Raw genomic sequence first — 18,823 nt, 5'->3', positions numbered from 1 at the left:
ATCGCATTTCATAGTCTACGGACAATTGTCCGATGTGTCAATTGTTTTACATAATTTCCTGTAAACAACACACAAGTTACCAGTGAATTACTTCGGGCTAGCGGAATAAGTCAATTCCCCCTCACTTGATTCGTTACCGGCAGTATAGAGATTTATTAGAACTCACTGTAGGCATAAATGTTGTTTATTTTGCAGCTTTGATTCATGGATAGCCGGGTATCCGGATGGATTGTTGTATGACTGAAAGGGGATATTATGAAAAAAACAGAAACGAAAGTTGAACCTGTAACATCAGCAGCTCCCGAGAACACAGAGAACACAGGGCACGCAGATAACGCTGCAAAAGAACCCGCCGATCCTTATATGCAGCGGATACTCGAAGCGGCCCGCCAGCTGTTCACCGAGAGCGGCCTCGAAGCTGTCAGTATGTACGGCATCGCCAAACGGGCCGGCATAGGACAGGGATCGCTGTACCGCCGCTTCACCGATAAGGGCGAAATCTGTTCGGCTCTGCTGCTGGACAGCACCGAGCAGTTTCTGTCGGGGATGGAACAGCAGCTTGCTGCCAGCGCCGGTGAAACGGCTGCCCTCGCGCATCTGCAGAGCAGCATTGAGCAGGTCGTTGGTTTCATTGAGCAATATGCGGAGCTCTTGAATATGATCAAATCTGAATTCACAGGCAAGAAGCAGCTTACCCAGTTCGAACATCCTTTTTTCCAGCGGCTCGGGAGGATTATGAGTGAACTTCTGCACCGTGCATCCGCGAATGGAGAGATTATCGGGATTGATCCCCGCTTCGCTGCCACAGCACTGATCTCTGTACTTAGTCCCGATCTTTACCTGTATGAACAGAAACGGAACGGCTCCTCCAAAGAGGAAATCTCGCAGGGAATTGTTGCATTGTTCATAACCGGCCTCTCCAAGCGCTGAGTACAGGCTCTTTACAAGCGGAGGAATTATGGTATATTAAGTAGCAATTACGAATTCAATAGCGCCTGTTATTTCACTAGGGGAGTCGGCCGACTGAGACGGAGCTTAAGCTCCGGACCCTTGGAACCTGATCTGGATCATACCAGCGGAGGGAAGTGGAGCAGAATGTATCAGCGGTTCCGCGTCTTTGCAAACTGACTGTACCTTCAGACCCATTCATTTCCTCCGGAAATGGATGGGTCTTTCTTGTTTTCGTAGCGTAATCACTTTTCCCTAAGGAGGCTTGCTTCCCCATCCTATGATCAACATCGCGAACCTGTCCTATTCTTTCGGCGCAGCTTCAAGGGCTCCGGTCTTCTCCGAAATCTCCATGAAGGTCCGCCGCGGGGAGTTCATCTCCGTCGTGGGGGCCAGCGGCTGCGGCAAAAGCACGCTGTTCAAGATTATCGCCGGCCTGCTGGAACCCGGCAGCGGCGAGGTTGCACTGCACGGGCAACCGTCCAAAAACGCCTTGGAGCGGCTCGGCCAGGTCGGATATATGCCGCAGCGGGATCTCCTGCTGCCGTGGAGAACCGTGCTGGACAATTGCCTGCTGCCCTGGGAACTGAAGCGGAGCGGCTCCAAAGAGGAAGCCGTTATCCAGATCCGCAGCATGCTGCAGCAGTTCGGTCTTGGTGAGACCGGAGCTGCGTATCCGCATGAGCTGTCGGGTGGCATGCGCCAGCGGGTTGCGGTGCTCCGCACCCTTGCCGCCGGGAATGAGCTGCTCCTGCTGGACGAGCCGTTCGGGGCGCTGGACGCCATAACCAAGCGGGAGCTTCACCGCTGGCTGCTGGAATTATGGTCGGGACTGGAGAAGACTGTGCTGTTCATTACCCATGACCTTGAAGAAGCGCTTCTGCTTAGCGACCGCATCTATCTGATGACCGGCGGTGCCGGGGGCGGTATGCAGGAGTTCATCACCGGTCTGCCCCGCCCCAGACATCACAGTCTGAATTACGAACCGCAGTTTGTTGCCCTGCGGAAGGAGTTGGAGCTGAAGCTGAATGACAACCGTCTTTTATAGAAGATTGCTGCGGGAATACAGCCCGGCTATTCTGCTCGTGCTGCTGATCCTTGCAGTCTGGGAAACGGTGTCCCGGCTGGGGCTGATTCCTCCGTTCATCCTGCCGGCCCCCACTGCCATCTGGAGCGCTCTGATGGAGGAGCGGCGTCTGCTCTTCGGTGTGCACCTGCCCGCAACGCTGCTTGAGGTACTAACAGGCTTCGCTCTGTCCGTCTTCTGCGGCAGTCTGCTGGGAACGGGCATGCATCTATTCAGGCCGATGGCCAAAGCGCTGTATCCGCTGCTGATTATCAGCCAGACGATTCCGCTGGTTGCCCTCTCTCCCCTGTTTATCATGTGGTTCGGCTACACCTTGTGGAGTAAGGTCGCCGTAGTGTTCCTGACCGCCTTCTTCCCGGTGGTTGTCGGCACCTACGACGGGCTGGGCAAGAATACGGAGCAGTACCGCGAGCTGTTGTTGACGCTTGGCGCGAACCGCTGGCAGATTCTCCGCAAGGCTGCTGTTCCGCTGGCCCTGCCGTCCTTTTTCTCCGGACTGAAGCTGTCGGTAGTGTACTGTGTCATCGGCGCTACCATCGGCGAATGGCTGGGTGGCAGCCAGGGGCTCGGTTACTTCAGCCGGAGAATGGCCGGCAATCTGCAGAGTGCCGATATGTTTGCCGCTGTTGTGCTGCTGTCCGCTCTTGGGATCACTCTGTTTCTTTGTATTGCTACGCTTGAGAAGTTATTTTTGAAGAAAAGAGGACGTTATTCATGACTCCAATCCGCTATACCCGTTATCTCTACCCCCGTAGTGCTCAACCTTATAAGTTGCTGCCTTATGTACTGCTCCTGTCTGTTCTTTTGGTTCTGCCCGGCTGCGCCGGCAATAACGGGCCGGCTGGCTCCGGCTCATCATTGGCATCATCCGCTCCGGCGGCAGCCGCAGACGGTACAGCCCATAAGCTGACGATCATGCTCGACTGGTATCCTAATGCCGTTCATTCCTTTTTGTATGCAGCTCAGAGTGAGGGGTATTTTGCCGAAGAGGGGCTTGATGTTGAGATACAGATGCCTGCCGACAGCAACGACGCGCTGAAGCTGGTAGCTGCCGGACAAGTCGATCTGGCCCTCAGCTACCAGCCGCAGGTGCTGATGGCCCGGGGAGAGCAGATTCCGGTCAAATCCGTCGCCGCTCTGGTACGGCATCCCCTGAACCATCTCATGGTTTCCGCAGACAGCGGAATAACCCGCCCCGGAGAGCTCTCAGGCAAGCAAGCCGGTTACTCCTCCATTCCGCTGTATGAAGCCATGCTGCACACTATGATCCAAACCGATGGCGGCGATCCCGCCTCCCTGAAGCTGATTGACGTTGGCTTTGAGCTTATCCCTGCCCTCTCCACCGGGCGTGTGGATGGAATTATGGGCGGCTTCATCAACCATGAGCAGCTGATATTAGAACAGGAAGGCCATCCTGTGCGTTCGTTCAATCCGGTAGACTACGGGGTTCCTGATTATTATGAGCTGGTGCTGGTCGCAAGTGACCAGGGTCTACAGGATTCCTCGGCATATTTCCAAAAGTTCATGAATGCTGCGCGCAAGGGTCAGCAATTCGTCACTAAGCAGCCGGAGCAGGCGCTGAAGCTTCTGCTGGAGCATCAGGATGCCACCGCACCGCTTGATGAAGCCATCGAGAAGCGCAGCCTGGAAATTCTGCTGCCGCTTATGGACGCCGGGTCACAGCCCTTCGGATATCAGGATACCGCTTCCTGGGAGAATGTCCGTAAATGGCTGAGCGAGGGCGGTCTGCTGGCAGAGGAAGTTGACAGTGCAGATGCTTTTATTAATTTATAGAACATGCTTTCGAAGTTAGTTTTGCGAAATGATCTCAAGCATGCGTATGCTATCAAACTTTCAGGAGGAATAATCATGTCTTTTGTATCTAAGGTACGGCAGGCAAATCCGCTCGTACATAACATTACCAATATTGTTGTGGCTAATTTCACCGCTAACGGACTGCTGGCGCTGGGGGCTTCCCCGTTCATGGCCGACGCACTGGAAGAGGTGGCGGATGTTGCCGCGATGTCCGGGGCGGTCGTGCTGAACATCGGTACACTGAATGAAGCCGCCATCGCTTCAATGGTGAAGGCCGGACAAGCCGCGAACCGGCATGGTGTCCCGCTCGTGCTCGATCCCGTTGGAGCAGGCGCTACACCGTACCGCACTGACGTTACCGCGAAGCTGCTCGGTGAGCTGCAGCTGACCGCTCTGCGCGGCAATGTGGCCGAAGTTGCCAATGTCGCCGGAGAGAGCTGGGCGAGCAAAGGCGTCGACGCCGGAGCAGGTGACGGCGATGTGATTGCCTTGGCGAACAAGGCTGCGCGGAAGCTGGACTGCGTGGTGATCATCACCGGCAAGGAGGATATCATTACCGACGGCACGCGCACCTACATCGCCAGCAACGGCCATTCCATCCTGACCCAAGTGACGGGAACCGGCTGTCTGCTCAGTGCCGTAGTAGGCGCATTTCTTGCAGTAAGCGGCGGGAATGTGCTTGAGGCAGCTGCCGAAGCAATCTCGTTCTACGGCGTGGCAGCCGAGATTGCCGCTGAAGCCGCGGAAGGACAAGGACCCGGCAGCTTCCAGATGGAGTTCCTGAATCAATTGTCCCTGGTCACACCAGATATCTACAGCAGCCGGTCACGCCTGCAGCTGCTTGAACAATAAACCGCACCTTATAGAGGAGAATATCCGATGACCCTTATACGTAAAGCGTTAACGATTGCCGGCTCTGACAGCGGCGGCGGTGCCGGTATCCAGGCTGATCTGAAGACCTTCCAGGAGCTTGGAGTCTACGGAATGTCCGCGCTCACTGCGGTCACGGCACAGAATACCTTAGGCGTTCAAGGTGTATATCCGCTGGAGCCGGAAGCCGTTGCTGCACAGCTGGATTCTATTGGGAGCGACTTGGCGCCAGATGCCATTAAGACCGGTATGCTGTTCAGCAGTAAGATTATCGGTGTTGTCGCGGATAAGGTGACAGCGTACGGCTGGCAGCAGCGGCTTGTGATCGACCCGGTAATGATTGCCAAGGGCGGGTCCGCTCTGCTGCTGCAGGAAGCCGTGCAGGCACTGATTAACGGATTGCTGCCTCTGGCACTTGTGGTTACTCCTAATCTTCCCGAAGCAGAGATTCTCACCGGGATGAAGATTAATGGAATAGCAGACAGAGAACAGGCTGCAAGACTCCTGCATCAGATGGGGCCGCAGTACATTGTTCTTAAGGGTGGACATGATCCGTCAGGCGATCAGCTGGTGGACCTGCTCTATGACGGCCGGGAATTCCAATATATGACCAGTCCGCGGATCGAGACCAGGCATACGCATGGGACCGGCTGTACTTACTCGGCGGCAGTGACGGCAGGACTTGCGCTCGGCCACTCCATTGATGAAGCGGTTCATACAGCCAAAGCCTTCATTCAGGCAGCTATTGAGGACAGTCTGAACCTCGGGGCAGGACACGGGCCGACCAATCATTTTGCTTACGGGAACCGTATCAGATCAAGGGGGCAGCAGCTATGAAACGAATGGACCGTGAGGATATACGCAAGCTCCTTAAGGTATATTTCATTATGGGCAGCGTGAACTGCCGCATCTCTCCAGCCGAGACTTTATCTGCCGCAGCAGACGGGGGAATCACCTTATTCCAGTTCCGTGAAAAGGGTCCCGGTGCTCTGACCGGCGCTGCTCTGCTAGAGCTTGGCCAGCAGCTCCGGGCAATCTGCCGGGACCGGCAGATTCCGTTCATCGTCAATGACGACCTGGAGCTGGCGGTAGCACTTGATGCAGACGGGGTCCATGCCGGCCAGGATGATCTGCCGGCCCGGACGATCCGCCAGCGGCTCGGCGAGCACAAGATCATCGGCGTTTCCGCCCATAATCTCGCGGAAGCGCAGCAGGCTATTGCGGACGGAGCCGATTATCTCGGGGTCGGTCCGGTCTACCCCACCTCCTCCAAAGACGATGCCGAAGCCGTTCAAGGGACGGCTGTCATTGAAACGCTCCGCCGCAGCGGACTTAATGTTCCCCTGGTAGGGATCGGCGGTATTAGCCTGGATAACGCCCTGCCGGTAATCCGGGCCGGTGCAGACGGAATCTCCGTCATCTCGGCCATTGCCGGAGCGGAGGATATCCGGGAGACCGCGAGGGCATTCGGGCGGATTATACAATGCGGAATGCTTCCGGAATGAGCTTATATAAATGAGCGTATTTCAATTACAAATACACCCGCTGCTGCCTTCACACAGGCGCTGCGGGTGTTTCTTATGTATTCCGGCATAATCTGTTTACCGCTATTTCAGCGTAACATTTACTTTTGGAATATTCAGGCGTATAATCAGTTTACATTGTTAACTGTTAACAAAAGAAACTATTATCAGATCAGAGGAGGTTGCCCCATGACAGATCCGGCGCAGACGATAGAGGTGTATCATTCCTTGCTTGCCGTTGCCCGCCAGCTCCGTAAGCTGGCCCATCAGAGCGCTGCGGATCTCGGTTTAACCGTGCATCAGATCGGTATACTGAATTCTCTCCTCAAGCATCCGGGTCAATCGCAGAAGGAAATAACGGAGCGTCTGGTATTTGCCAAGAGCCGCGTAAGCCTGCATATTGATGTGTTGGCCGAGAAGGAACTGGTGACCCGGACCGCCTCCGAGGCAGACCGCAGGGAAACGAGGCTGAATCTCACACCGGCAGGTGAAGCGCTGTGCAGACAATATAACGAAGACGCCTACTCATACCAAATGCTGGGCGCGGCTCTGGATCATTTTTCCGGAGAAGAAGTCCAGTCGCTCATTCAAATGCACTCACAGCTGCTCGAACAGCTGACCCGGAATCAGGATAACTTAAATACACACAAAGCTGGTGATGAATAATGGGAAGAGGCTTCGGTCCAATGGGATTCGGCGGGCCCGGGCATGGCAAATTAAAGTTCGACGATGATGAGGCGAAGCCGGATATATCCAAGACGCTGCTGCTCCGCATCGTGAAATATTTCCTGCCTTACTGGAAGCAGACCCTGCTGGTGATGATTGTGCTGTGCATTACCGCAGTGCTCGGGCTGCTCCCTCCGATCCTGATTCAGCATATTATTGACCGCGCGCTTCCGGATAAAAACCTGAGGCTGCTGGTTCTGCTCGTTCTTGCCTCACTCGGAACAACTGTAGTGTCCGGTCTGCTGGGAGTGCTGCAGAATTACCTTAACTCTTTTATCTCGCAAAATATTGTCCATGATATGAAAAATCAGATGTACCGCCATTTGCAGGGCATGCCGCTGCAGTTCTTCTCAGGGGTCAAGCAAGGCGAAGTCATCACCCGAATGACCAGTGATATTGCCGGGATACAGGGCGTGTTCAACAGCACCATCGTTAATTTTGCCAGCAATCTGTTCATTCTGACTACGACAGCGGCAACTCTGTTTATTATGAACTGGAAGCTGGCGCTGCTGGGCATACTGGTCGTCCCCCTGTTCATTATGCCAACCCGCAAAATGGGCAATGTACGCTGGAAGCTGGCCAAGGAAACCCAGGAGAAGATCTCCGAGCAAAACCAGATCATCCAGGAAACGCTCAGTCTCAGTGGATATATGCTCATGAAGCTATTCACCAAGGAAGACACCGAGCTGGCAAGCTTCAGAACCGTTAATGCCCAGGCGACTCGCCTGCAGATCAGAGAATCGATGGCCGGCCGCTGGTTTATGCTGGTCCTCACCACCTTCACCAGTATCGGGCCCATGCTGATATATCTGTACGGGGGTTATTTATTTATTCAAGGAGAGCTGACGGTGGGTGCGATTATCACCTTTGTGGCGCTGCTGGGCAGATTATACGGGCCGGTCATGCAAATGACTAATCTGTATGTGGATGTGAACCGGTCGGTGGCGCTGTTTGAACGGATTTTTGACTATTTCGATATGGACCCGCTGATTGTGGATTCGCCGCTGGCCCTGCCAAGCAGTGCTGACGGCCAGGATATCGTCTTCGACAAGGTGAATTTCGCCTATCAGCCGGGCAAACCGGCCCTGCGGGAGATTTCCTTCACGGCTGCCGCCGGATCACTGACTGCGCTGGTCGGCCCCAGCGGAGCGGGTAAAACGACCATTACCAACCTCATCCCCAGACTCTATGAACTGGATTCGGGTGTGATCCGCATCGGCGGCAAAGATATCCGTGAATTCACACTGCACTCCCTGCGTTCTCAGATCGGGCTGGTTACGCAGGATACGTATCTGTTCAACGGAACCATCCAAGAGAATCTGCTCTATGCAAGCGCCAGTGCCACTGAAGCTGAGATGATTGCTGCCTGTGAAGCCGCTTATATTCATGATTTCATTATGAAGCTCCCTGAAGGCTACAATACGGTAGTCGGTAACCGGGGAATCAAGCTGTCCGGCGGAGAGAAGCAGCGGATCTCGATCGCCCGCGTGCTGCTCAAGAATCCGCCCATTATTATCATGGATGAAGCCACCTCGTCACTGGATACAGTGTCGGAGTTCTATATCCAACAGGCGATGCATCAGCTGCTGCTGGGCAAGACCAGCATCGTTATCGCCCACAGGCTTTCCACCATTATGGCTGCCGATACGATTCTCGTCGTTCAGGACGGCGCTATTGTGGAGTATGGACAACATGCTTCTCTGCTGGCGGACAACGGGGTCTACAGGGATTTGTATAACAAGCAGTTTCAGGCGTCAGAGTCCGCCACTTGATGTTGTACGGAATTGAAAAAAGGGATTCACGGAGGCCATTAACCGCTGCCTCCGGAATCCCTTTTTAGAATTGAATAGACAAGTCCAGGTTTATCGCTCTGTACGCAATGGCTCCAGCTTGTCCATCCATCCGCTGAAGTATTCCGGCGTCTCGTTCTTCTTCAAGCGGTCATAATATTCGTCCACAAAACCGCCGTCTCCGGCACGCTGTCCTGCCCACTCATAGAATTCTTCAAACCGCGACAACGCAAAACTACGCTGCTCCAGAATCAGATAAGCACTGAGCAGGCTGTCCAATGTCAGGTCTGTGGGGTTATTTTTGTACTCCTGCTCATTTAGCCGCAGCTGGTCTTCCGCATATTGCTTGGTGAGGGTCTTATCCGGTACATACCGTGTTCCCTGAAGCTCATACACGCCTACCAGCGCTGGACCAAGCGGCAATTGCCCGGAAAAGGGACTTGCAAGCAAATCCTCATCTCCGTCCTGATCCGTATCCTCATAGTTCACCGAGACATTATCGTTAACAGTCACCTGCATGACTCCGTCGATTTCCTCCACGACAATATAGGATGATTCAGGACGGTTATCCATCAGACTGAACAAAAAGGTGGCATGGTTATTCTGCACAAGCGCTTCCGCCCAGAGATCATCCTCCTCACTCCAGATATTGCCGCCTTCAATCTTAATTCCGGCCTGCTTGCTGTCAAAGACAATCTTCCCGTCCTTCACAATCGCAAACTGCTTATACGTAAACTCCCCTTTGTTCCAGTAATACACCTCGTAGATCTGCCCGTTCAGCTGAACGGCATCCATATGTAAGAAGCCTGAATATTTATCCGAAATCTCCGGGGAGACTTCCGGTACTTCCCCCGTATAATCAGCGGTTGTATCCGCCGGAGAGGCTTGTGGTGCAGAAGACTGTGCTGCTGTTTCTGAAGTCACAGATGCTTCCGGCGGCTCCGCAGATTCATTACTGCCGGTTCCCGAGCAACCGGCTATAACCATTAGCGCTACTAGCAAACTTATTATTCTCATTTGATCCTCCTGTGAATGCCTATTTCTCTGCGTCCAGTCTGGAGTGGAGCTCAGCCAGCTCATCTGTAGTCAGATGCCTCCACTGCCCCCGCTCAAGGCCGCTGAGCGTAATGTGCATGATCCGGATGCGCTCCAGGCGGAGCACCCGGTAACCCAGTTCTTTGCTCATCCGGCGGATCTGCAGATTCAGTCCCTGGGTTAAAACAATCGCAAACTCGTTGTCCGTGATCCTGCGGGTGAGGCAAGGCTTGGTCCGGGTCCCGAGAATATCCACACCGGCTGACATCTCCTGAAGGAATGCTTCAGTCACCGGCTTGTCCACCGTAACGTTATATTCCTTCTCATGCCCATGCTCGGAGCGCATCATCCGGTTAACCACGGCTCCGTCATTGGTCATGAGTATCAGTCCTTCGGACTGTTTATCCAGCCTGCCGACGGCAAAGATCCGGGAAGGATAACCGACATAATCAATGATATTCCCTTCCACCTGCCGGGCAGCTGTACAGGTAATCCCAACTGGCTTGTTAAGAGCCAGATAGACCCGTTCTTCCGGGTCCGGGCTCAGCGTAACGCCGTCAACGGCCACAGTATCACCAGGCCCTACACTGGCCCCCGCTGCACAGGCTATACCGTTAATGGTTATCCGTCCCGCCGCAATCAGCCGATCCGTCTCTCTGCGCGGGTATACGCCTGTCTCACTTATATATTTATTAATTCTCACTCCAGTACCCGCTTTCCTGCCCTACATATTAAAGAACACCTGATTCACTTACAAATCAGATGCTGCCAAGTGGAAACGGTTATTCCGTCCTTGAACAAGGACGGTTCCGTTTCAGCGTGAAATAATATTTTGAAACCATTTATGGGCACATGGCCGCCTTATTTACTGCCTCCGGTTTTGTTGCCGCCGCTGCTGCCCTTGGCAGTGCCTGCTCCTTTGGTTCCCGGTTTGGTGCCCGGGCTTCCGGGAGGTCCGCTTTTTGCCGGCTTCACGGGTTTCGCCGTCTTATTCCATCGGGTCCAGCCCTTGCTCCCTGTCCCTCTGCCTGTGCCGCCGCCTTTACTTTTTGCCACAATATCACTCCGTCAGTATTCAGTTTTCGTCATGCATTCCTCTATCTTACCATTATTCCGGGGGTAATGTCAGGTAAAACCGCAAACAACCTGCGCGGAGAAGCTCCGGCAGGCTGCAATACGAATTGAAATGGAGTTGTTCCTGCTGCTTATTTCGGCTGAATATAACCTTCGGCCTTCAGCAGCTCAGCGATCAGGACAGCACCGCCGGCAGCACCTCTTACAGTGTTGTGGGACAGGCTGACAAATTTATAGTCATAGAGTGAATCTTCACGGAGTCTGCCTGCTGAAATTCCCATTCCGTTCTCAATATCACGGTCCAGACGGGTCTGCGGACGGTTCTCTTCTTCGAAATAGGTAATGAACTGTTTAGGTGCGCTTGGCAGTCCCAGCTGCTGAGGACGTCCCTGGAAGCTGTTCCAGCGTTCCAGAATATCTTCCCTGCTAGGCTTCTGCTCAAAGGAGGCGAATACCGCAGCCATATGGCCATCAGCAACCGGTACACGAATACACTGTGTCGTGATCACTGGCTGTTCGCTTTTGACAATCCCCTCTTTAGTTACCTTCCCCCAGATCCGCAATGGCTCCTGCTCGCTCTTCTCTTCTTCGCCGCCGATGAATGGAATCACGTTGTCCACCATGTCCGGCCAGTCGGCAAAGGTTTTACCGGCTCCGGAAATCGCCTGATACGTCGTCACAACTACCTTCGAAGGCTTGAAATCATGAAGCGCATGCAGTGTAGGCATGTAGCTCTGAATGGAACAGTTAGGCTTGACAGCGATAAATCCGGTTTCGGTACCCAGACGTTTGCGCTGCTGGGCAATCACCTCAAGATGCTCAGGATTGATCTCAGGAATCACCATCGGAACATCCGGCGTCCAGCGGTGCGCGGAATTGTTGGAAATAACCGGAGTGCCGGTGCGTGCGTAGGCTTCTTCCAGTGCCTTGATTTCTTCTTTCTTCATATCTACAGCGCAGAAGATCAGATCCACATCCGCAGACACTTCCTCCACCTTGGAGGCGTCCTGAACCATAATGCTCTTAACGGCCTCCGGCATGGGTGTGGACAGCTTCCATCTGCCTTTGACGGACTCCTCGTACGTCTTGCCGGCCGAATTCGCACTCGCGGCAATAGCCGTTACCTGAAACCAGGGATGATTCTCAAGAAGTGCAATGAAACGCTGGCCGACCATACCGGTACCGCCAACAATACCCGCTCTCAACTTACTTGACATAAGAAATTCATTTCCTTTCAAGCAGCGCCTAGCGATAGGTGCTTTTTAATAACCGATTATAAATGATATATGCATGTTACACAATATGTGATTATAAAGTAAGTGTTTCCTGTTGCAAAAAATTATCGCGCCATCCCCAGACGCTTGGACAATTCACCGAGATCCTGGCCCTTGAGCGCTCCCTCCACCAAAACAGGCAGTAACGCCGGAGTACAAGCAAAGCAAGGGGTTCCGTCACGGGTGAGCTGGGCGGCAAGGCGCTCGTCGTAGGAAGGCTTCCCTTCATCCGACAGGGCCAGCAGTGTCATCGTCCGCACACCGGATTCGCGCAGCTCACGCATCCGCCGGACCAATCCGGCCTGGTTGCCGTTCTCATACAGATCGGAAACAATGATGAACAGCGTCTTCTTCGGCTCCTCAATGAACTGCTCACAATATTTCACGGACTTATGGATATCTGTGCCGCCGCCAAGCTGAATGCCGAAGAGCATGTCTACAGGATCATTGGCACATTGCTCAGTCAAATCTACGACCTCAGTGTCAAAAGCAACCACGCGCGTGTTAAGCGCCGGAATGCTGGCGAAGATCGAGCCGATCACCGAAGCCCAGATAACAGAGCTGGCCATCGATCCGCTCTGGTCAATGTCCACGATCACGGTCCATTCCTTGCTGCGGCGGGCCCGGTCGAAATAAAAGAACCGCTCGGGGATAATCATCCGCCGCTCTGCATCATAATGCTTCAGATTGCGCTCAATCGTCCGCTTCCAGTCCAGCCCGCTCAGGGACGGCAGCGGAGAATGCTGGCGCTTGTTCAGCGCACCGGTGACCGCACGGCGGATATCCGTCTCCAGCAGCTTGACCAGCTCGTCAACCAGTGCCTGGACTAGCATTCTTGCGGTGTCCTTTGTTTTCTCAGGAATTTTGCCTTTGAGTGCCAGAAGCGTACCCACCAGCTGGATATCCGGCTTCACTGCCGCCAGCAGCTCCGGCTCGAACAGCAGCTGCTTCCAGCCTTTGCGCTCCATGGCATCACTCTGGATAATCGAGACAACATCCTCCGGGAAGAAGGTGCGCACGTCCCCAAGCCATTTGGACAGGTTAATGGCGGCATGCCCTGATCCCGCCCCCCTGCCCTTTGAACCCGCTTGAGAGGTCCCGTCAGCACCTGCCTCATTATAGATGGCAGCCAGCGCCGCATCCATAATCCGCTCTTCCTCGGTCAGAGTAGGCCCGCCGCCTGCCCCATAGCCGGATAAAGCTTCCTCTGCTTCCTGGCCCAGAATCAGCCTCCAGCGCGACACAGCCCCGTTCCGCCCGTTATCCTTAATATCCTCCGCCATCTATAGGTCACCGAAGTCAAAATCGTTCAGCTCATCCAGCATTTTGGCTTCCTCCTCCTTCAGCTCGCCTGTAAGTATCTCAGCAGCCTGTTCTGTGTTAACCCCCCACAGCTCACCCAGAAGCTCGGAGATCATCGTCTTCTCCCGGGGAGAGAAAGTGCTGAATGCCCGGCGCAGAAAGACCAGGGCACGTTTGAATTCCTCATCGTCCAGGGCATTAATGTAATCATTCAGCTGCTCCCACAGGCTCATCCGTGACAGCAGGCCGTAGCGGTTACGCATCGACAGCCCTTCGAACCAGCCCGCCCCCAGATCAGCGGGGATACCCGGAGACAGCCGGCGCGACACCTCTGCGGCCACATCTTCCGCAGAGACCGCAGCCCGCTCCATCAGGATCGCGCAGGCGAAGCCGGACAGCCGGGGGTTACGGTCATCCCGCTGTGACAGCTGCTGCAGCTCCTGAAGCCACAGGACAGAATCCAGAGTCCCGCTATGTTCCAGCGAGATGCCGTTCAGCTCATTCATGGCGCTGATCATTAGCGCCGCTGCTTCGTCGTTGCAGCCGCTCGCATCCAGCAGGAACAGGCAGCCGCGCCGGAACAGCTCCTCCAGCAGCGGCACGAGCGGAGCGGTATCCACCTTGCGGATATCGCCGAAGCCGATAATTGTCGCCAGCTCCCGGGCAGCGGCGGCAATAGCAACTACATCGCGGCTGTCCACCGCCAGGCTCTGCAGCACCCGGCTGCTCTCCTCCATCTGCGAGGTCATCGCGCACTGGCAGGCGATGCGGATCAGCGCAGACGCATCAGTAATGGAGCGGCATTCCAGCAGCTTCTCCCTCAGCACATAAGCTGCAGCGACTTCAATGGTCTCGCCCAGGAGAGTCGATTCAACTACCTGAATCTCCACTTCCGGTGACCACTGGATAATCCAGTGCTCTGCCCAGGTTGCCCCGGACTGTCCGCTTGGCATATTCCGCACGAATGATATGCCCAGCAGCTCCAGCCTGTGAAACAGCACGGAACGGTGCAGATCCAGGTAGGCCGCTTCCGCGCTTGACACCCGGCGGTTCTCCCGCAGATCGAGCGCCAGGTCACTGGCTACAGTGGACTTATATTTTTCCAGCTTATACCGCTTCAGCAGCCGGTTCAGGTCATCCTGAATCGGTGTCTGGCTGACACCTTCGGCCAGGCTGCCGATCGCCGTACCGACATCCACGCGAGCCAGTGATTCGGCAACAACCGCGAGGTCGCCATGGCCGAGCAGCGTCTGGGCGGCATCGCGCAGATCACGCAGTGTAGGCGCGCTCCCGCCGTGCAGAGCTGCAAGCGACTCTGCCAGCCGGACCGCTTCAATGACTTCTGCCGTGGAGCGGTGCGTCCCGGAACCGCGTACCTGCCTAGCCACGGAGGACAGGTAGAGATGCGGCAGCTCCTCAGCCCTGCCGGACTCCATCAGCTCCCACATCAGCTCAAAGTAATGCGGAGCCCCGTTGCCTGCACCATAACCCGACATCGTAGAGAGCTTGTAATACGAATACGGCATCAACGTCAGCTTCGTGCTGCGTGTAGGCAGTGACGACAGCTCGCTGTCGGTCATCCCGTCTGCAAGGTCTGAGAGGGCCGCAGCATGGTAAGCGCCGCAGATCACTACTATCTTATCCGGCGGATGGCCGGCTTCAATCTTCCTCCGGATCTGACGCCGCATATAAGCTTCGCGCAGCGCGTTATAAGCATATTCGCGGGGCTGCTCTATCAGCTCCCGGGACTCTGACAGCTCACGCATCCGGGCAGAGAACGCCAGTATCGCCGCACGGTACGCTCCGCTGCTGGCGTTATGCTCGTAATTGCGTTCCCAATACATATCATAATCAGACTCACCGGCGAGCCGGGCAATCTGGCTGTATACCGATTCCTGCTCCTGCAGCTCATCATCCGTAGGCTCACCTTGTTCATCCGCCGCAGGCTTAAGCAACGGCCTGCTCCCGGATTCAAGCCGCAGGGCATCCTGCAGACCCAGGGTTACGGAAGAGGGAAGATCGATGAATTCCGCTTCTGCCCCATGCTCCTTCGCCCATCGCATCCCCTGGTATTCCGGGGAGTAGACAGCGAACGGCCACAGCACCGTCCGCACAGGTAAATCCTCGGTGAAGGCCAGAATCGCAACCGGAGGTTTCGTTACGTTGTGAGTCAAATGGCGGATCTCATCAGTGGCATCGCCGGGTCCTTCGATCAGGACAGCGGTCGGCTGAAGCTCATCCAAGTATTCCAGCAGATGCTTCGCACCGCCCGGAGACAGATGGCGCACCCCGAAAATATTCACACCGGCAGCAACAGTCGCCCCACTCACTCGTTCATCTCCTTGCAGGCTTGATACAATCCGCGCCAGTCCGCTCCTTTTTTCTTCATTACATTATCGAGGTATTCCTTCCAGACCAGCTTATCCTTGTCGTCATCCTTGACGATAGCCCCCTGCAGGCCGGCAGCCAGATCCCCGTCGGTCAATTCTCCGCTGCCGAAGCTGGCTGCCAGGGCCATGCTGTTCGTCAGCAGGGAGATGGCTTCCGCCGTAGAGATTACACCGGCCGGTGTCTTCACCTTCTCTTTCTTGTCGAGCGTCATGCCGCTGCGCAGCTCGCGGAAGATCGTCACTACCTTGAGCAGTGCTTCATCAGCCGGAACGGAAGCCTGAAGCTCATACGAAGAAGCAATCTCTGCAACCCGCTTCTTCACGATAGACAGCTCAGTCTCCAGATCAGACGGTGCCGGCAGCACGATGATGTTGAACCGGCGCTTGAGCGCCGCTGACATTTCGTTCACGCCGCGGTCACGCGTGTTGGCGGTGGCAATAATGGAGAAGCCCTTGCGGGCACTGGTCTCCTTGCCCAGCTCTGGCACAGAGATCGTCTTCTCAGAGAGGATGGAGATCAGCGCATCCTGCACCTCGGAAGCGCAGCGGGAGATCTCCTCAAACCGGGCTATGCCGCCATCCTCCATTGCCCGCATGATCGGACTCTTGACCAGCGCCTCCGGCGTTGGCCCGTTCGCCAGGAGCATGGCATAGTTCCAGGAATAACGTACATGCTCCTCACTGGTTCCGGCAGTCCCTTGCACAACCAGGCCCGAGTTGCCGTAGATCGCAGCCGCCAGATTCTCGGACAGCCAGGACTTCGCCGTTCCCGGCTCACCGATCAGGAGCAGCGCCCGGTCTGTTACCAGCGTGGCCACCGCCATCTCGATCAGCCGCGTGTTACCGATATATTTCGGGGTAATCACGGTCTTGCCCGCCTTGCCTCCGGCAATGAACGTTAACACCGAACGCGGCGACATCTGCCACCCGGCAGGGATACGGCCTGTATCTTCCCTGCGTAAGGCCTCCAGTTCCTCACGGTATAGAACCTCGGCTGGCAGACGCATGTAATCCTGAAGCTGACTTTGTTCCGTCGACATGAACACCTCTCCTTTATAAGAACTCTTCAATTAGATTTCTTAAGCTACTTCCGCCCTGGATTATTGCGCACTCTTCAAGCTGTTCAGCACATACTCCAGCTGCTGCTTGCATTCATATCTATATTTAGGGACAATCGCTTCCAGACGTCCTGCATAGCTGGCCGGGAAGCGCTCCATCAGTTTAAATAAGTAGAGCTCAAAGGTGTAAGCTGTATGAACATTTTTATTCTCCAGGGCTGTCATCAGCAGCTCAAGACGCTCCGGCTCCGGCACCCCCGCCCTCTCCAGACCCTTGAAAATATTAGCAAGGAGATCATACGTCGTGCGTTTAAATGGCTCCTGCAGCTTGCCAAGCAGGTAGTCCCGCACGCCCTTATGACCCGGCCGGGCAAAAGCGCTTGCCAGGTTCACCGCATCATGCTGAATGAACCAGTCCAGCCAGCGGGAATCCCAGTCTGCCGCAATCTCCTCGGCTGACAGCATCTCCCTGCTGTAAGGCTGCCTAATACCTGCAGCATCCCACTCTACCTCATACGCCCTCCGGCGGATATCCACGATCTGCTCCTCAATCGTATTTATCAGCAGCTGGGCGCGCTGAGCCGCATCTTTGGAATCTTTGCCCACTAGCGCTTTCAATTTGTCCATAAAGGTTCCGCCGAACCTGCTGTACAGCTCCTTGGGCGTCATCACCCGCTGGGCAGCATGGAAGTAATTCGGCAGGAAACGCACACTCCGCTTATCCAGTGCCTCCAGCTCTGCCAGTGCAGCTCCGCCCGGAGTATTCTCTTTATACCAGGCTGCCTGGTCAATGAGCGGAATCCAGCCGAGCGGGGAGAACCGGGCGTACTCCTGAAGGATATAGCTGTAGACTTCATCCAGCTGCGGGCTCCGCTCATGGCGCAGAGCGGTTAAGAATGGAAGAAGGCTATTCCATGCGGACTCTGTCAGCTTCTTGTCTGCATTATTCTGCGGCGCCTTCTGCAGTTCTTCCATGAACAATGCCGCCAGCTTATCAGACACCTCTGCGGAAGCTCTGCCCGCCAGTACACCGGCTACCATCTCACGGTCCTTTTTCGCCGTGAAAGCCTCCACAAGCCGTTCAGTGCCCTGCTGCGAACCGCCTGCTGCCAGCGCCGAGAAGGCAGCTTCACGGATGGCCTTCTTCTTATCTGTTGTCCACTCCAAGAGTGCGTCCACATACGGCTCATGACCGGCGAGCCATTTCATAGCGGCTACCCGGATGTCTTCACTGCCGCTTCCGGCGATGCGGAACATCTCCTTCAGATACCGCTCTCCTCCCACCTTGCCGATCACTTCAAGCTTGCGGACCTCGCTCCTGCCACCGGCTGGATCCAAGCTTTCGAACAGGAATCCGGCAATGTCTGGTCCATACGACGGAAGAATATCGGTCATCGCAAAGTCTGCAAGTTCCGAATAAGGATCGTTCAGCGCCGAGACTGCCGGAGGCAGCAGCCGCAAATCCTGAAAAACACCTTCCTTAAAAGCATCAATTACAATTTCATATCTTCCGCTTCCTGTTGTGCTGAGCGCCTGCTGAACGGCACCAATCTTGCGGTAGGGCTGGTTCGTCTTAAGTTCAAAGCTCAAGGCTGGCAAAGGTCCGGGGGTTCCGTCAACTGCTGTTGTCCCCTGGGTATACAGCACCGACTCCAGCAGCAGCGTAAGCTCCTGCAGTTGAACACCGGGAGCGATCTCTTCAGCACCGTCAGGCTCTAGTAATGAAGCCACGCCCTCGCCCAGCTTCTTAAAGACTGGTGCGCGTTCCCCCAGCTGCTGAAACTGCGGAAGCAGGCGTTTCAGGCGGAAGTCTCCAGCCGCCAGCCCGCTTCCGGCAATATACAGTCTTCTAATCTCCTGATGCAGCTCCTGTAATAACGCTGTGCTCATGGACTGTCCTCCTATATGAATGAACTTGAGTTATCTTAGAA

General features: G+C 55.2%; 17 protein-coding genes and 1 riboswitch. Of the genes, 9 read left to right on the top strand and 8 right to left on the bottom strand.

What is annotated here, in order from left to right; all coding sequences use genetic code 11:
* Positions 1–255 precede the first annotated feature (255 nt).
* The 9 genes from R50912_RS14790 to R50912_RS14750 all read left to right on the top strand — a co-directional run bounded on the left by R50912_RS14790 (position 256) and on the right by R50912_RS14750 (position 8,741).
* Positions 256–930, top strand: a complete 675-nt coding sequence (locus R50912_RS14790) for a TetR/AcrR family transcriptional regulator (RefSeq protein WP_042235955.1) — start codon at positions 256–258, stop codon at positions 928–930.
* Between the two features lie 68 nt (positions 931–998).
* A riboswitch (TPP riboswitch) is annotated at positions 999–1,101 on the top strand.
* A gap of 112 nt (positions 1,102–1,213) precedes the next feature.
* The gene (locus tag R50912_RS14785; protein WP_331281915.1) at positions 1,214–1,996 is read left to right on the top strand and encodes an ABC transporter ATP-binding protein; all 783 of its coding nucleotides are present in this window, start codon (positions 1,214–1,216) and stop codon (positions 1,994–1,996) included.
* On the top strand, positions 1,977–2,753 hold the full coding sequence (locus R50912_RS14780) for an ABC transporter permease (protein ID WP_042235949.1): 777 nt from the start codon (positions 1,977–1,979) through the stop codon (positions 2,751–2,753). The genes R50912_RS14785 and R50912_RS14780 overlap by 20 nt, the downstream gene beginning before the upstream one ends.
* Positions 2,750–3,829: an ABC transporter substrate-binding protein gene (locus R50912_RS14775; RefSeq protein WP_052416336.1), complete on the top strand. Its 1,080-nt coding sequence runs from the start codon at positions 2,750–2,752 to the stop codon at positions 3,827–3,829. Before R50912_RS14780 ends, R50912_RS14775 begins: the two co-directional genes overlap by 4 nt.
* 75 nt (positions 3,830–3,904) lie before the next feature.
* Complete coding sequence (thiM, locus tag R50912_RS14770; protein ID WP_042235947.1) at positions 3,905–4,702, top strand: hydroxyethylthiazole kinase; 798 nt, start codon at positions 3,905–3,907, stop codon at positions 4,700–4,702.
* A 27-nt stretch (positions 4,703–4,729) separates the two neighbouring features.
* The gene (thiD, locus tag R50912_RS14765; RefSeq protein ID WP_042235945.1) at positions 4,730–5,557 is read left to right on the top strand and encodes a bifunctional hydroxymethylpyrimidine kinase/phosphomethylpyrimidine kinase; all 828 of its coding nucleotides are present in this window, start codon (positions 4,730–4,732) and stop codon (positions 5,555–5,557) included.
* Positions 5,554–6,225, top strand: a complete 672-nt coding sequence (gene thiE / locus R50912_RS14760; protein ID WP_042235943.1) for a thiamine phosphate synthase — start codon at positions 5,554–5,556, stop codon at positions 6,223–6,225. Before thiD ends, thiE begins: the two co-directional genes overlap by 4 nt.
* A gap of 207 nt (positions 6,226–6,432) precedes the next feature.
* Positions 6,433–6,909, top strand: a complete 477-nt coding sequence (locus tag R50912_RS14755) for a MarR family winged helix-turn-helix transcriptional regulator (protein WP_042235941.1) — start codon at positions 6,433–6,435, stop codon at positions 6,907–6,909.
* Positions 6,909–8,741, top strand: coding sequence for an ABC transporter ATP-binding protein (locus R50912_RS14750; protein WP_231637858.1), 1,833 nt, complete (start codon positions 6,909–6,911; stop codon positions 8,739–8,741). Before R50912_RS14755 ends, R50912_RS14750 begins: the two co-directional genes overlap by 1 nt.
* 90 nt (positions 8,742–8,831) lie before the next feature.
* On the opposite strand, the gene R50912_RS14745 is transcribed toward R50912_RS14750, so the two are convergent.
* The 8 genes from R50912_RS14745 to R50912_RS14710 all read right to left on the bottom strand — a co-directional run bounded on the left by R50912_RS14745 (position 8,832) and on the right by R50912_RS14710 (position 18,782).
* Positions 8,832–9,776 carry a hypothetical protein gene (locus tag R50912_RS14745; RefSeq protein ID WP_042235937.1) on the bottom strand — a complete coding sequence of 315 codons (945 nt, stop codon included), beginning with the start codon at positions 9,774–9,776 and terminating at the stop codon, positions 8,832–8,834.
* A 19-nt stretch (positions 9,777–9,795) separates the two neighbouring features.
* On the bottom strand, positions 9,796–10,497 hold the full coding sequence (locus tag R50912_RS14740; protein ID WP_042235936.1) for a pseudouridine synthase: 702 nt from the start codon (positions 10,495–10,497) through the stop codon (positions 9,796–9,798).
* 158 nt (positions 10,498–10,655) lie between these two features.
* Entirely contained in the window at positions 10,656–10,853 is a 198-nt protein-coding gene (locus R50912_RS14735; RefSeq protein WP_039303638.1) for a DUF3934 family protein, read from the bottom strand.
* A 146-nt stretch (positions 10,854–10,999) separates the two neighbouring features.
* Positions 11,000–12,085 carry an aspartate-semialdehyde dehydrogenase gene (gene asd, locus R50912_RS14730; protein ID WP_042235932.1) on the bottom strand — a complete coding sequence of 362 codons (1,086 nt, stop codon included), beginning with the start codon at positions 12,083–12,085 and terminating at the stop codon, positions 11,000–11,002.
* 122 nt (positions 12,086–12,207) lie between these two features.
* Positions 12,208–13,425 carry a VWA domain-containing protein gene (locus R50912_RS14725; RefSeq protein ID WP_042235931.1) on the bottom strand — a complete coding sequence of 406 codons (1,218 nt, stop codon included), beginning with the start codon at positions 13,423–13,425 and terminating at the stop codon, positions 12,208–12,210.
* A complete protein-coding gene (locus tag R50912_RS14720) occupies positions 13,426–15,774 on the bottom strand; it encodes a DUF5682 family protein (protein WP_042235928.1) in 2,349 nt (782 codons plus the stop codon).
* On the bottom strand, positions 15,771–16,874 hold the full coding sequence (locus tag R50912_RS14715; RefSeq protein WP_039303646.1) for an AAA family ATPase: 1,104 nt from the start codon (positions 16,872–16,874) through the stop codon (positions 15,771–15,773). The genes R50912_RS14720 and R50912_RS14715 overlap by 4 nt, the downstream gene beginning before the upstream one ends.
* A 60-nt stretch (positions 16,875–16,934) precedes the next feature.
* On the bottom strand, positions 16,935–18,782 hold the full coding sequence (locus R50912_RS14710; protein ID WP_042235924.1) for a HEAT repeat domain-containing protein: 1,848 nt from the start codon (positions 18,780–18,782) through the stop codon (positions 16,935–16,937).
* Positions 18,783–18,823 lie beyond the last annotated feature (41 nt).

It is taken from the genome of Paenibacillus sp. FSL R5-0912, assembly GCF_000758605.1.
GTDB lineage: Bacteria > Bacillota > Bacilli > Paenibacillales > Paenibacillaceae > Paenibacillus_AQ.
This window is presented reverse-complemented; position numbering and strand designations above follow the sequence as displayed.